This is a genomic window from Idiomarina sp. T82-3, assembly GCF_001577655.1.
Lineage (GTDB): Bacteria > Pseudomonadota > Gammaproteobacteria > Enterobacterales > Alteromonadaceae > Idiomarina > Idiomarina baltica.
In genome coordinates, this window is the sequence record NZ_LSBQ01000021.1 from 18,319 (window position 1) to 33,174 (window position 14,856).

The 14,856-nt window shown below is 46.0% G+C and carries 12 protein-coding genes; 5 read left to right on the top strand and 7 right to left on the bottom strand.

What is annotated here, in order from left to right; genetic code table 11:
• Entirely contained in the window at positions 1 to 2,016 is a 2,016-nt protein-coding gene (locus AWU56_RS11035) for a TonB-dependent receptor family protein (protein WP_286682545.1), read from the top strand.
• Positions 2,017 to 2,038: 22 nt separating this feature from the next.
• On the opposite strand, the gene AWU56_RS11040 is transcribed toward AWU56_RS11035, so the two are convergent.
• Genes AWU56_RS11040 through AWU56_RS11050 form a run of 3 tightly spaced genes read right to left on the bottom strand, consistent with a single transcriptional unit; the run spans position 2,039 to position 5,585 of the window.
• A complete protein-coding gene (locus AWU56_RS11040; protein WP_286682546.1) occupies positions 2,039 to 2,725 on the bottom strand; it encodes a type 1 glutamine amidotransferase domain-containing protein in 687 nt (228 codons plus the stop codon).
• A gap of 42 nt (positions 2,726 to 2,767) precedes the next feature.
• On the bottom strand, positions 2,768 to 4,114 hold the full coding sequence (locus AWU56_RS11045) for a sigma-54-dependent transcriptional regulator (protein WP_286682547.1): 1,347 nt from the start codon (positions 4,112 to 4,114) through the stop codon (positions 2,768 to 2,770).
• A complete protein-coding gene (locus tag AWU56_RS11050) occupies positions 4,101 to 5,585 on the bottom strand; it encodes a sensor histidine kinase (RefSeq protein ID WP_286682548.1) in 1,485 nt (494 codons plus the stop codon). Before AWU56_RS11050 ends, AWU56_RS11045 begins: the two co-directional genes overlap by 14 nt.
• Positions 5,586 to 5,748: 163 nt before the next feature.
• Between AWU56_RS11050 and AWU56_RS11055 the strand changes: the two genes are divergently transcribed.
• Positions 5,749 to 6,135 carry a DUF4168 domain-containing protein gene (locus tag AWU56_RS11055; protein ID WP_006954729.1) on the top strand — a complete coding sequence of 129 codons (387 nt, stop codon included), beginning with the start codon at positions 5,749 to 5,751 and terminating at the stop codon, positions 6,133 to 6,135.
• 114 nt (positions 6,136 to 6,249) lie between these two features.
• Entirely contained in the window at positions 6,250 to 7,896 is a 1,647-nt protein-coding gene (locus AWU56_RS11060; protein ID WP_272978515.1) for an acetolactate synthase large subunit, read from the top strand.
• On the opposite strand, the gene AWU56_RS11065 is transcribed toward AWU56_RS11060, so the two are convergent.
• Together AWU56_RS11065 and AWU56_RS11070 are read right to left on the bottom strand one after the other, a co-directional pair.
• The gene (locus AWU56_RS11065; protein WP_272978516.1) at positions 7,893 to 8,468 is read right to left on the bottom strand and encodes a glutathione S-transferase family protein; all 576 of its coding nucleotides are present in this window, start codon (positions 8,466 to 8,468) and stop codon (positions 7,893 to 7,895) included. The two genes, AWU56_RS11060 and AWU56_RS11065, sit on opposite strands and share 4 nt — an antisense overlap.
• Positions 8,469 to 8,482: 14 nt before the next feature.
• The gene (locus AWU56_RS11070; RefSeq protein WP_040487614.1) at positions 8,483 to 9,370 is read right to left on the bottom strand and encodes a cation diffusion facilitator family transporter; all 888 of its coding nucleotides are present in this window, start codon (positions 9,368 to 9,370) and stop codon (positions 8,483 to 8,485) included.
• A gap of 188 nt (positions 9,371 to 9,558) precedes the next feature.
• Here AWU56_RS11070 and AWU56_RS11075 point away from each other — a divergent pair, with 188 nt between their 5' ends.
• Both AWU56_RS11075 and AWU56_RS11080 read left to right on the top strand, forming a co-directional pair.
• Positions 9,559 to 10,629: a hypothetical protein gene (locus tag AWU56_RS11075; protein ID WP_286682549.1), complete on the top strand. Its 1,071-nt coding sequence runs from the start codon at positions 9,559 to 9,561 to the stop codon at positions 10,627 to 10,629.
• Positions 10,630 to 11,038: 409 nt separating this feature from the next.
• Positions 11,039 to 11,518, top strand: a complete 480-nt coding sequence (locus AWU56_RS11080) for a hypothetical protein (protein WP_286682550.1) — start codon at positions 11,039 to 11,041, stop codon at positions 11,516 to 11,518.
• A gap of 87 nt (positions 11,519 to 11,605) precedes the next feature.
• Here AWU56_RS11080 and glmS read toward each other — a convergent pair whose 3' ends face one another.
• Both glmS and glmU read right to left on the bottom strand, forming a co-directional pair.
• Positions 11,606 to 13,438 (bottom strand): glutamine--fructose-6-phosphate transaminase (isomerizing), encoded by a 1,833-nt coding sequence (gene glmS / locus AWU56_RS11085; protein ID WP_286682551.1) that lies wholly within the window; start codon positions 13,436 to 13,438, stop codon positions 11,606 to 11,608.
• 2 nt (positions 13,439 to 13,440) lie between these two features.
• Entirely contained in the window at positions 13,441 to 14,811 is a 1,371-nt protein-coding gene (gene glmU / locus AWU56_RS11090) for a bifunctional UDP-N-acetylglucosamine diphosphorylase/glucosamine-1-phosphate N-acetyltransferase GlmU (protein WP_286682552.1), read from the bottom strand.
• Between the last annotated feature and the right edge of the window lie 45 nt (positions 14,812 to 14,856).

Here is a 14,856-nt window from a genome sequence, read left to right on the forward strand (position 1 = left end):
ATGAAGTATTTACGCACAATAACAGGGCTGGCTCTTGCGCCAGCCCTTTGTTTTAGCCAAGAAATTAATGAAATCATCGAGGTGAATGCGCAGCAGTCCGGTAGCGAATGGCGCATGAGCCCCGGTAGCGTTGACCTTATCGATATCAACCAGCAACTGCCATCTTTGAATATTGATGCGGGAGATACACTTCGCGCCATTCCGGGTATTCAGGCGGATACACGCTACAACTATGCCCAGGACACGCGTCTCGTCGTGCGTGGATTCGGTGCACGCGCAGCATTCGGTGTGCGAGGCTTGCAGTTGAATGTCGATGGTGTACCTCTGTCCATGCCTGATGGCCAAGCGCAAACCTCAAGTATCATTTTAGACGAAGCAGAAACAGTCGAAGTGTTCCGCGGTCCACTCGCTGTTCTATACGGTAACACGGGCGGAGGCGTGGTCGAATGGAACACGCGTGCACCACAGCGAACCACGAGTGAGATTGCTGTAGCCGCAGGTGCCAACGATCTTACCCGCGCCAAAGGCCAATTTGACTGGGTCAATGATGCTCACAAATTGCGCTTCATCGCCACCGACTTGTACACCGCAGGACCTCGCCCTCACAATACGGCAAAGCGTCAGCAACAAGGGTTGAGGTACTACTTTGATATCAACGACCAACAACAACTTATCCTACGGTACGACAACAACAACGCCCCATTGTTAGAAGATCCAAGTGCGCTAACCCCCAGTGCTTGGCGCCAAAACCCCGACCAAACCGTCGGTCGAGCCATTGATTTCAATACCCGAAAATCCATTCATCATCGGCAAGGTTCTCTGACATGGAAGCTCGACGCCGATGGTTATCGCGCACGTATTGCGGCTTGGCAGGGTGATCGCGACGTTGTCCAGTTCTTACCCTTTGCAGGAGACGCCATTGGTAGCTCGGGCGCCGTGATCGATTTGTCGCGCCAGTTCGAAGGCAGCTCAGCTTATGTAGAGTGGCAAGCCACAGCGCAAACAGATATAGGTTTTGGTTTGCGATACGAGCGCCAGCAAGACCATCGGTTCGGTTTTGTGAACGATGAAGGTGAAAAGGGTGACTTGCGTCGCAGCGATTTTAACTATGTTAGAAAGCAAGCCGTTTATACTCGTTTAACGCATCGATTTAATGAACAATGGCGAATAACCGCTGGCGCTCGACACAGCCGCTTTGACTTCTCGGTAGACGACCAGTTTATTATGCCAGGCGATCCCGATGACAGCGGTCAAAATGAGCTGAGTGATAACTCCGGAGCGGTCGGTCTTACATGGGCGTTTGCGCCGCGTTGGTCAACCTATATCAGCCTAGGGTCAGGCTTCGAAACACCCACCTTGACTGAGTTGGCTTATCGTAATAATGGCAGTGGCCTCAATACCGAACTATCGCCCAGTCAATATCGACAAACCGAATGGGGCTTAAAATTTAATTCAGCAGGACGGTTTTCCTCGCAATTGGCAATGTTCGATATTCAGTCTGAGGACGACATTGTTATTGATCAATCGAACGACGGACGCACGACCTACCGCAACGCAGGTGAGACTGAGCGTCAAGGTATCGAGTGGCAGCTTAACGTCCAGCTAACTGAGCAATTAGATAGCTTTGTATCCTACAGTTATATCGATGCCAACTATCAAGGAGGTCTTTATAACGGTAAGCAACTGCCTGGGGTCGCTGACAGCCAATGGTTTACACGACTCACTTGGCAGCCCACACAAGCCACTCAAGTTCAATTACTCGGCCAGTATCGCGGTGAAACTTATGCCGACGATAGTAATGCAGTAAAAGCACCGAGCTACGTAAAATGGGATTTGGCAATAACCCAGCAGTGGCAGATAGCCGAGAACGAGTTTGAAGCTTGGCTTCGAGTGGATAATTTGTTGGATAGAAACTACGTAGGAGCAGTCGTTGTTAATCAGGGCAGTGGTCGTTCATTTGAACCCGGAATCGGTCGTTCGGCAAGTATTGGGATTAGCTGGCATCATCTATTTTGATGCCAGCTCTATTATCATACGATTACAACATTGCCCGTAACACATCGAGCAAACGCTCAGCCGTTTGCTCAGATGATGCCGGGTTTTGACCCGTAATCAGCATACCATCCTGCACAGCATAAGACTGCCAGTCGTCAACCTTACGATAGTGACCGCCTTTTGCTGATAACTCATCCTCCAGGAGGAAAGGAACCACGTCTGATAAACCGACGCCGTCCTCTTCGGAGTTACTAAATCCAGTAACCGTGCGACCTTGGACTAAAGGGTCTCCGCCCGGTGTTTTTGCATTAAGCAGTACCGCAGGGGCATGACATACTGCCGCGACAGGCTTACCTTTCGACCAAAACTTTTCAATCAAATCAATCGATTGTTCATCGTTAGTGAGATCCCACAATGGACCATGTCCACCTGGGTAAAAGATAGCATCAAAATCATCAACACAGACTTCATCGAGCTTGCATGTACTACTGAGCTTGTTCTGCGCTTCCTGATCTTCATTAAAGCGTTTCGTCGCCTCTGTTTGAGCATCTTCCGCTTCACTATTCGGATCAATCGGTGGTTGCCCGCCTTTAGGCGAAGCAATTGTCACATCCGCGCCAGCATCGACAAACGTGTAAAACGGTGCAGCAAATTCCTCTAACCAAAACCCTGTTTTATTACCCGTATCACCTAACTCATCGTGAGACGTCATAACCATTAAAATCTTCACGGTTTACTCCTTAGCGTTTGTACTCGTGCCCTTAATACGTTTTCAGCTTTCAGATTGATCAGTTTGACCTTCAAGCCAACGATAAAGCGTGCGCCGCGTGACCCCTAAAATCTCCGCCGCTTTCTTCTTATTGCCACCCACATGATTCATAACGTCCTGAATATATGCATCTTGATGGGCTTGCAATGTATGCCAGTGTGGTTGCTTATCGGCTGTCGGATCACGCACTTCCAGCATGCGCTCGGGTAAATCATCGACTTGTAAATGGTGCGACTGCGCGAAAGTCACCGCGCGCTCAATCGCGTTTTGTAGTTCTCGTACGTTGCCAGGAAAACGATAACGATAGAGTATATCCAAAGCATCGGTATCAATGTCAGTGATACGCTTGCCTGCCTTTTCTGCATACACACTAATAAAGTGATGCGCTAAACGCTCAACGTCCTCACCTCGCTCCCGCAACGCGGGGACTTTCACACTGAAGGTTTCTAGTCGGTAAAATAAATCTTCACGAAACTCGCCATCCCGCACACGCTGCTCTAAGTTTTGATGGGTTGCAGCAATAATACGTACATCAACTTTTTCTTCGTCATCACTGCCTACCGCGCGCAGCGTACCTTCTTGTAACACCCGGAGCAGTTTAGCTTGAAGTGCTAACGGCATTTCACCGATTTCATCAAGCAATAGAGTGCCACCATCAACCTGTTTGAACAGCCCCAAGCGTTTACCCTGAGCGCCGGTGAACGCCCCTTGCGTATGACCAAAAAACTCACTTTCCATAAGTTCTGAGGGTATACCCGCACAATTGACCGCTTGAAAAGACTTATCACGCCGCTCGCTAAGCTCATGGATTGCGCGCGCAACCAGCTCTTTACCAGTGCCGGATTCGCCCGTAATAAGTACACTACCTCCGGCTGTGCCGAGCCGCTCAATTTGATGATACAACTTGCGCATTGCGGGACTTTGCCCGATAAGGCCCGCGGGTCCTTTTTGCTGTGACTTAAAACGAGTCAACTCTTGCTTTAATAAGCGGTGTTCCAACACACGTTGAACACTCAGAAGCAGGTGCTCAACATCAAGTGGCTTAGTCAAAAAGTCAGCTGCCCCTTGTTTTAGCGCATCAACCGCCTGGTCGACAGTGGCAAACGCAGTAATAAGAATAAGTGCAGGAGCGCCCGCCTCTCTGACATGCTCAAGTAGTGACAAACCTGAAGAACCGGGTAAGCGAATATCACTGACAACGACATCAACCGAAGGCAGCTCAGCTTGATAGTCCTCGGTTGATGGAAAGGCAAAAACTTTATAGTCCTCTGCTTCAAGCTCCTCAACAAGTAGCTCACGTAGCGCTGAATCATCTTCAATAACGGCGATTTGCGCTTTACTCGCTGTCATTCGAACCTCCTGTCTTTAGTACCTTTTGAGGAAGTGACAAAATAACGCAACAACCACCTTCAGGGCGGTTCTCAAGCTTCAACTCACCCTCGTGATCGCTCATGATGTGCTGCACAATAGTCAATCCCAGCCCCGTGCCTTCACCGGTTGTTTTGCTACTGTAAAAAGGCGAGGTGGCATGTGCTTGAGCGCGCTGAGTGAGTCCGTCGCCATCATCCATAATCATGATTTCGGTCGAGCTAGGTGTTTGACTCACAGCAATACGCACCTCTGATTTAGCCGCTTGATACGCGTTTCGTAGTACATTCACAAACGCAAGCTCCATACGCGAGACATCAACCGTACAAACATCATCGCCCTGATACTCAACAACACACTGGATATCATCATTCTCTAGCTCAAACCCCACACTGGTGCATGCACGCTCTATCAGCACTTTTATTGCCACTTGTTGGCGTTCGCTCACAGGCGTGCGAGAAAAGGCGAGTAGTTGATTGACCAATCTTGTTAAGCGATGCACTTGCCCTCGAATGGCTTGTAACTGACGCCTGTCATCTTCAGTGTCGGTATGCCGTAAAAGCTTTTTAGCACGATTATCAATCACCGTAAGCGGTGCACCTAGCTCGTGAGCGACACCACTCGAAACCGAACCGATAGCCGCCATTTTTTCTTGTTCACGTAAGGCTTCATTTAGACGCTGCTCTTCTTGACGTCTATCCCGGATCTCTTGCTCGGCACGAGTGACCGCTTCTAGCATCTCGTTAAGACCTTGGCTTATCGCGACGATCTCGCTCGGTCCATGGGTATCAACCCGAACATCGCGCCGTCCTTCAGCGACCTGTTGCATAATATTGCGAAGATACAAAACATGGCGCCCAACGCCGCGATAATGACCAAAAACTAAAACGGCAATCGTCACCACGGCAAAAATAAACCAACTAATCCACGCTACTTGGCTTAGTTGCTCAAACCGTTCATCAAAATCGCTGGCGCGTCGATTAATTTGCAGAAGGCCAATAATACGGCCGCCACGATCAACAATAGGAAGGAACTGGGAAAACACCTCACGCCCCTCAACTTGACGGTAGTCATCTTGAGAGACGCCGGTTTGTACAGTTTGTCGAGCTAACCAACTATCGGATAAGTCAGTCTCTGTAACACCTGCCTCTGCTACTTGCTGACCATTTACGTCATAAACTGAAGCGCCATAAACGCGTCCAATATTAAAAACCGAATCTAAGTTCGCTTGCACAGTCGCCAAGTCATTGTTTAAAAGCGCATCACTGATCGGCAAACTAATCGCCCGCCCAATCAATTTAAGATCGGTCTTAAGACGTTCCTCTTCTTGCTGACCCGCTATATTCAATCCAAACGTTATCGCAGCCCCAGAAATTAATAGCATTGGAATAACCACATAAAGCAATAAACGGCGCTGAATACTCGAGAGCGGTAAAGTGTATCTTTTTGTCACATTACCTCCTTTGTGTGTATCAAAAGGATACATAAGAAATCGTAAATTTTCCTTGTTTGATTACAGGTATTTATTTTTTCCTTATTTTTCATGACGTTAAAAACTTGGCACAGTATTCGCTTTATCTAAAGTGATTAAATTTCTTGAACAACAGGAGTTCACGATGAAAAAGACAATGATTGCAATCGCATCAGCAATGACATTAGCGACTACTGCAGCCGCTGCGCAAACTCAAGACAACGCAGCACAAAATCAAATGGCACAACAGCAAGCTCAGCAAAAAATTACTGAAGGCATGCTGGTCAAGTTTGTCGCTGCAATGGAAGACGTTCAAAAAGTAACGACGAAATATCGCGACAAATTTCAAAATGCTGAAAATCAAGAAGAAGCGCGTAGCATCCAGCAAGAAGCGCAGAAAGAGATGATCGCAGCAGTGAAAGATTCTGGTCTTTCACCACAACAGTACAACATGATCATTCAACGCGCTCAAAGCGATAAAGAGTTGCGTTCTCGCCTTAAAGAAATGACTTCAGGTGAAGGTAACTCGTAAGCATCGATGTTAACGTTAATTCAAAGGGCGGTCATAGTACCGCCCTTTTTTGATCATAATTGACCTCCACAACGTAGCATTTAATATTCACACGAATTTAAAAGGAGTGTCTTAGTGAAAGCAGCAGACCTCATGGTAAAAGCTCTCGAAAATGAGGGTGTACAATATGTGTTCGGTATCCCAGGAGAAGAGAATCTCGATTTACTTGAATCTCTCTCAAACTCATCAATTGAACTGGTGTTAACGCGCCATGAGCAAGCTGCGGGCTTTATGGCGGCGACCTATGGGCGGTTAACAGGAAAGCCGGGGGTTTGTTTATCAACACTTGGGCCTGGAGCGACCAATTTAGTGACATCCGTTGCTTATGCACAACTCGGTGCGATGCCAATGGTCGTGATCACGGGACAGAAGCCAATAAAAGATCGGCCGCAAGGTCAATTCCAGATCATTGATGTCATCGATATGATGACGCCTATCACCAAGTACACTCAACCGATTATCAGTGCAAAGACGATACCTTCACACGTGCGGGAGGCTTTCCGTCGTGCCGAAGATGAACGACCAGGTGCAGCGCACCTTGAGCTATCAGACGATATTGCAGCTGAAGAAGTGGATGCTACCCCAATTACACCGAGTTACTCGCGTCGTCCAATTACTGAGCATAAGTCTGTCGATTACGTTTTGAAACTGCTTAAGGAAGCTAAGCATCCGCTCATCGTAATTGGTGCCGCAGCCAACCGTAAAATTACGGCAAAAATGCTTCGTGCGTTCGTCGATAAAACAGGAATTCCATTTATCACAACGCAAATGGGTAAAGGTGTCATTAATGAAGATCACCCACGTTGGTTAGGGAATGCTGCGGTATCTGATGGCGATTACCCACATCGTGCCATAGAACAAGCTGACTTAATCCTCAATGTCGGCCACGATGTCGTTGAGAAACCGCCATTCATGATGAAACCTGATCAACGCAAGGTGGTTCATATTAACTTCCAAGGCGCCCAAGTCGATTCTGTTTATTTCCCACACGCCAGTATGATTGGCGATATAGGCAACAGCATTTGGCAGCTTAAAGAAGGTATCGAGCCGCAGTCTCATTGGGATTTTGAATTTATGCTGAAAGTCCGCGAACACATGCGTGACCACACCGACGAAGGCGCACATGACGAGGCTTTCCCTATGCTACCTCAGCGCCTAGTAGAGGAAGTGAGAGAAGTTATGCCAGACGACGGCATCATTGCGTTGGACAACGGTATTTATAAAATTTGGTTTGCTCGCAATTATCCTGCACGCCAGCCAAACACCGTGTTGCTCGATAATGCACTGGCCTCGATGGGCGCCGGTTTACCATCTGCCATGGCTGCTAAACTGGTCCACCCAAACCGCAAGGTAGTTTCTATCTGCGGCGACGGCGGCTTTATGATGAATTCGCAAGAAATCGAAACCGCTGTTCGTATGAATCTCGATTTGGTTGTGCTTATTCTTAACGACAGCGCTTACGGTATGATTAAGTGGAAACAAGAGCACATGGGTTTGCACGACTTTGGCTTGGACTTTAAGAACCCTGACTTTATCAAGTACGCGGAAGCTTACGGTGCTAACGGCTACCGGTTAGAAGCAACAGAAGAATTGCAGCCACTGATGCGTGACTGCATGGAGAAAGGTGGCGTGCACATCATCGACGTTCCCGTTGATTACTCACGCAATGTTGAATTACTCAACGAAGAAATTCCTAAACGCGCAAAAGCGATCCAAGCCTAATCTTTAAGGCTTGGATGCGTATCTGCAAAGATAGGATAGTCGTTAATTTTGTCTAAAAATGCCTGCAGCTTGGGGAATTCGTTTAACGAAATCAGTGAACGAAAGAGTCCCCAGCTCAGGAAACAACCTAAGCGCAGTTCACCATCGCTGAACGGATGCGGTCCCTCATAAGCAACAGCATGGTCACGGCTCTCCATTAAAGCGAGAATTTCATGTACGCGCTCATGCTGGCGCTTCATGTAACCATTGTTGTCTGGCGTCACACCTTCCTTACTCAATAAGAACAGATTAATGGTGGCGTCCATCGCTGTATTCACCAAACAATACTGGTCAAAGTCAGTGGTGTCTGCGAAAAAACGCTCGCCGTTCTTTTCACGCACATATTTTAATATGCTCGAAGAATCAAAAAAGCGCAGATCGTTATGATGTAAAAAAGGCACCTTTTTAGCAGGACTCAGCTTTGCACTCATATCGTGATCAGTCTCGGTAAACGAATACGCTAACCCCGTTTCTTTAAAGGCAATACGACAGTGCCGTACATACGGTGAAGTATAACTACCAAACAGTTCCATAAACCGCTCTCCTATTAATGGTCTCGACAGGGCTCGTCGGGATACTCAAGTTCAATTGTAGTATGCGCTAAATTAAAGCCTTGTAGCGCATCGGAAATATTAAGTTTGAGCCGGCCCCGCTGCTCCGCAGTCAGCTCACGCGCAACCACAATATGCGCGGTTAATACATGACGCTCACCATCAAGCGACCAAAAGTGAATATGATGAGCATCTTGCACATCATCTAGTTTTATCAGTTTTTCTTGAATAGCGATATAGGCCTCTTCGCTGGGCGCTGCTTGCACAAACAGTTTCACTGTAGAGGCCAAAGTGCGAATAACATTAAGTAAAATAAATAAGGTAAAACCGATAGATAACAAAGGGTCAAGAATAGGCCAGTCGACAAAATACAACACGATTGAGACTATCAATACCGCGACCCAGCCCAACACGTCTTCGATCAGGTGCCAATTTAATACGCGTTCATTAAGCGTCTCACCTGCGCTTAATTTAAACGCCGCATAGCCATTAACGGCGACACCAAAAACCGCCAGTCCGATCATTCCTTCAGCAACGGGCATCACGGGATCAAATAAGCGAGGGATGGCGGTATAAAGCACCCAGACCGAACCGGCAATTAGAATCACCGCATTAATAAAAGCCCCGACCAATGAAAGCCGCTGATACCCGTACGTGAAGGTGCGAGATGGATCCCGCTTACTGAACTTGTTGAGTAACCAGGCTAGGCCTATAGATAAGCTATCGCCTAGATCGTGCACCGCATCTGCAAGGATCGCTGTACTGTTCGTTAAAACACCACCAATAAACTCAATGATGGTGAAAGCCAAGTTGAGAAAAAATGCCCAACCAATCCGGTTCGAAGACATATCGTGGTGATGATGATGATGGTGATCGTGACTCATAAACTCCACTTGTTAACTCAGTGAGACGGACAACAGAGTGTGTGTTGGTTTAGTAACTACTATGACACGATAAAACGTATATGCGAAGCATATCGCGATTTATGTCGCACTGACTTCGTCATTTTGGGCTGACAACACAGTACTATTATATTATTGTAAAAATAATGTTATCAAAATGAGAGAACACAGTGCGAAAACTTCTTATACTTGGATTGCTTTTAACGAGCTTCAACACCCTTGGCAAAACATTTGAAACACCTACTTTTCTCATTCAATGCCAAGATTGTACAACCGGTCAACTCCGTGACTGGTTCTTCAACACGATCGTTCTTAATACAAATAAAAACCCGGAAAAAGAACATCAACGCATCTACTCAGAATATCGCATCATCGTACATCGACCTGAGTCATCTCGGTACGACGCGTTTAAAGTGATCGCGCCCGTAACACGCTTAATGCAAGGCGATATTAAACCAGAAACCTTTAACGTCTCACAGACCTCTCATACAAACACTGAAACCTACCTCGCGAAGCAGCTGTTTGCCTATGCAAAGCAAATCGATAAACAATTAGATTATATCGGCGACCAATTAAGCCGCTCGTTTAAAGCTACGGATGAGTATCAGCAATGGCTTAACTCAAATAACACGCAAGCTAATAACCACGTCTGCACAAATAACCCTCAATATCTTGGATTAAAGTCTTTCTTTTCAGTTGATGCGCGTAAACAGTTACAACAACAAGCAAGCCAACTGTTCAGCGAAATCGACTTCAACAGTGAACCATCGACGATCGAGGTAGCCAACCAGTCTCGGTTTATTAAGGGCACTCTCAATCAGTCTTCTATTTACTTGATTAAGCGAAAGCCGTTTCATAATTCGACAATATCCTTAAATTTTGCCGATCCGGAGGACCCCAAAAACTCTGCGAAAGCAACCTTCCTCCTGACATTAAAGGGCGATACGCTGACTATTAATCCTACTGAGTCGTTAACACGTCTAGGCAACAAGAGCCTGAGTCTTTTCGAAGACTTTGGCGGAGAAGTGTCGCCATGTGCTGTTGTGGCAATGAATAGCTATCAAACACCTCAAACAATTCGACAAACACAGAAAGAGCCTAGACTTGCAGCTAATGTTAATCCCGATAATCCACATCTATGCGCATACATTTATGATGCGCAAGATAAAACTCGCAGATTGATTTTAGGCGCAACCTGTAGCTTGATGTCGGATGGAGCTGATACCGTTGATAGCCGCTAGCTATAGGATTCCGAAAGGCTTCTATCTTTCGTCTGACGGCAACAAATTGTTCAAGAGTTGAATTTACCAGAGGCTACATTATGACCTTAATACTAGTCCACGTTGCGATCATAGCTCTTATCACGCTAATCTGTATAAAAATTAAAGTATGGGTGGGTGCCGATGCTTATCACCTTAATTCTATCCTTTACTTATTTTTATTGGATAATCAGTAACAGCCAACCGGACGGTCTTTCAAACATAGTTTTCTTTATTTGGCCTCCTCTTTATACAATATTATGCGGCGGATTTTGGTTTCTCTTTAATAAAATACGGTTAGCGTTATAAAGGTTATCAGTGGGAAAATTCGGGGTTTTATATCAAGCCTAATGACTATCGTTTTAATCTAATTAAAAAATTGAAGTAGGTTGTGCAAGTGATTAAATTTAAGTTCAATCATTTTTGGTTTGTTTTTCTTTTGTTGTTTTTTTTAAGTAGCCTCTATTTTTTTTGGCCAGACAAAGATCTAGTCATCAATTTTTATAAGACGGGCGACGGCACTCTGTTTGAAGCAAAAGCGACCATTGGTATGACACTTATGATTTTTGCAGTTTTTATTTATATGCCATTTCGAATGATTACTGAACCGTTTTTTTCGTATTGGTTAGAAAATAATAGTCTTTTCATAAAAAAGTTTGGAAAAACTAAAGAGGTTCCACTTAGTAAAATGGTTTATGTGCTTCGGAAACCCTTATGGACAAGGCTTTTTGGCGCACCATATATGCTATTTTACTATAATGACAAGCGTTACAGAATACCGTCAGGATTTTACCTTTCTGAAAAAGATTATGAGTATTTAAAAACAAAAGTAGATATAACGGAACAGGGTAACTTAGAGGTGAAAGTTTAGTGTCATCCAGCAAAAAAAGGACATCTAATGTTACTCAAAAGATACATTTTATGTCCTTATTAGCCGTTGTTTAAAACGCAGTGACGGTTATTCAACCGTCACTGACTTCGCAAGGTTTCTTGGTTGGTCGACATCGGTGCCTTTAATGATAGCCACGTAGTACGACAACAACTGCAGAGGAATGGTGTACACGATAGGCGCAATGACCTCATCGCAGTGACAGACATTTAATACATTCATCGTGTCATCACTGGTGAAGCGTGCGTTCTTATCAGAGAACACATACATAATGCCGCCACGAGCGCGCACTTCTTCAACGTTTGATTTAAGCTTCTCGAGCAGCTCGTTGTTAGGTGCAACAACAATGACCGGCATCTCTTCGTCGATTAACGCTAATGGGCCATGCTTAAGCTCTCCAGCTGCGTACGCTTCCGCGTGAATATACGAGATCTCTTTGAGCTTTAACGCACCTTCCATGGCTATTGGGTATTGATTACCACGTCCAAGGAATAGACTATGATCCTTGCTTGCAAAGTCGGGCGCCAACGCTTCAATTTCAGCATCAAGTTCAACCGCTTCTTCGAGTTTAGCAGGTAAGGTTTGTAACGCTTTAACAATAGCGGATTGCTGTTGTTCGTTCATGCTACGGTACTTACCAATCGCAACGGTGAGCATTAATAACCCCGTAAGCTGGGTAGTAAATGCTTTCGTTGATGCGACGCCGATTTCTGCGCCAGCACGCGTCATAAAAGCAAGATCTGACTCACGTACCATGGACGAGGTTGCGACGTTACAAATCGTCAGACTGCCTCGATAGCCCATTTCTTTTGAGAGACGAAGCGCTGCGAGCGTATCCGCCGTTTCGCCACTTTGCGAGATAGTCACAAGCAGACTGTTAGGGCGCACAAACGACTGGCGATACCTGAACTCAGAGGCTATCTCTACATTACACGAGATGTTTGCCATTGATTCAAGCCAGTATTTTGCCACCATGCCCGCATGGTAACTGGTACCACAAGCAATGATTTGGACATGCTCAACCGTCTTAAATAACTCGGCTGCACCTTCACCAAACGCATCATCAAGCACGGTCGTTTCGGATAATCGACCTTCCAACGCATTTCGCACCGCGATAGGTTGCTCGTGAATTTCTTTCAACATGAAATGGCGATACTGACCTTTACCGCCTGCATCGTAATTGACATCTGAATCAACGACTTCGCGCTCAACAGCTTCGTCAGCGCTATCATAAATTTTGATGTCGTTACGGTTGATATCGGCAACGTCACCTTCTTCGAGATAAATAAACTTGCGTGTTACAGGTAATAGCGCCAACTGATCAGAGGCGACAAAGTTTTCACCAATACCTACGCCAATCACTAGGGGACTTCCAGAGCGAGCAACAACCAAACGTTCAGGATCATTGGTATCCATTACGACCGTTCCGTAGGCGCCCTCTAATTGTCTTACAGCCGCTTTCAACGCATCAAGTAAGTCATCATGGGTTTTACGTTCATGATGGATAAGGTGAGCAATTACTTCGGTATCGGTCTGACTCACAAATTCATAGCCTAACGTTTGCAGTTGCTCACGCAAAGTTTCATGGTTTTCGATGATGCCATTATGCACAACGGCAATTTCATGTTCCGATAGGTGAGGGTGGGCATTTCTCTCTGTCACGCCACCGTGTGTGGCCCACCGAGTATGTGCGATACCTATGGTGCCATCAACTGGACTCTCATCAATAGCGTCTGCTAACGCTTGCACTTTACCTGTACGCTTAATCGTTTGTAAGTGTTGAGATTTATCGATAACAGCAATACCAGCTGAGTCATAACCTCGATATTCGAGACGTTTAAGACCTTCTAATAAAATTCCGCTGACACGTCGCTCAGACGTTGCTCCTACAATACCGCACATAATTACTGTTCCCTTTTCTTTGGTCTTTCCCAACCATCTATGTTTCTTTGCTTACCGCGCGCAACGGCTAGTTGCTGATCTTCAACATCTCGAGTGACGACAGAACCTGCACCAATAGTCGCTTCTTTGCCAATTTTCACAGGTGCGACTAGTGAACTATTAGAGCCAATAAATGCGCCATCACCGATTTCGGTTTTGGATTTGTTCACACCATCGTAATTACAAGTAATAGTACCTGCACCGATGTTTGCTTGTTTACCGATCTCTGTATCACCTAAGTAAGTTAAGTGATTCGCTTTTGAGCCCTCGCCGAGACGAGTTTTTTTCATCTCTACGAAATTGCCAACAAGGGCTCCTCGCTCCATAATCGCGCCTGGACGTAGTCGCGCAAAGGGACCGACTTGGCAATCGGTCTCTATGCGAGCATCCTCAATATGGCTGTTCGCCTTTATAACTGTGTTTGCACCAATTTTAGCGTTTCGAATAACACAGTTTGGCTCAATAACGACACCATTACCAAGTTCAACATGCCCTTCAAACACAACATTTACATCTATTACCACATCTTCGCCAACAACAACCGAACCGCGAACATCGAAACGCATCGGATCCATCAACGTAGCGCCTTGGGTCATCAAGTCGCGCGCAACTCGTTGCTGGTAAGCTCGCTCTAAGCTGGCAAGTTGAATACGGTTGTTCGCTCCCTCAACTTCGTTTGTTTCACCTGGTTGAGTTGAAGCGATATCGACGCCTTCACTAGCTGCCATAGCAACAATGTCAGTTAAATAATACTCTTGCTGGGCATTATTATTATCTAATGCGCTCAGCCAGCGCTTAAGCGCATCACCGCTTGCTACCATGATACCGGTGTTTACTTCGTTCACCTGAAGCTCTTCGTCGGTCGCATCTTTCTGTTCAACAATACCAACGATACGCTGTGTAGCCTTGTCACGAATGATACGCCCATAACCAGATGGGTCATCTAACTTCATTGTAAGAAGACCTAAGTCGGTGCGTGTAGCAACGTCGAGTAGTTTAGATAGAGTTTCCGGCGTTAACAGGGGAACATCGCCATATAAGATTGCGACTTTTTCGTCAGGCAGGAGCTCATCCATTACTTGTTGAACAGCATGCCCGGTTCCTAGCTGCTCCTTTTGTTCGTTCCACATCAAGGATGAATCCGAAACATGCGCTTTTAATTGCTCCCCTCCATGGCCATAAACTAAATTTATAGCGTGAGGCTTTAACACCTTTGCACAGTCAATTACGTGCTGCACCATCGGCTTGTGAGCAACCTTGTGTAACACTTTGGGCAGGCTCGAACGCATCCGTGTTCCTTTTCCCGCAGCCAAGATGATTACGCGAAGTTTCATATCTTTTACATCCTTAGTGTTATCGATTTGTTGAAAACGGACATA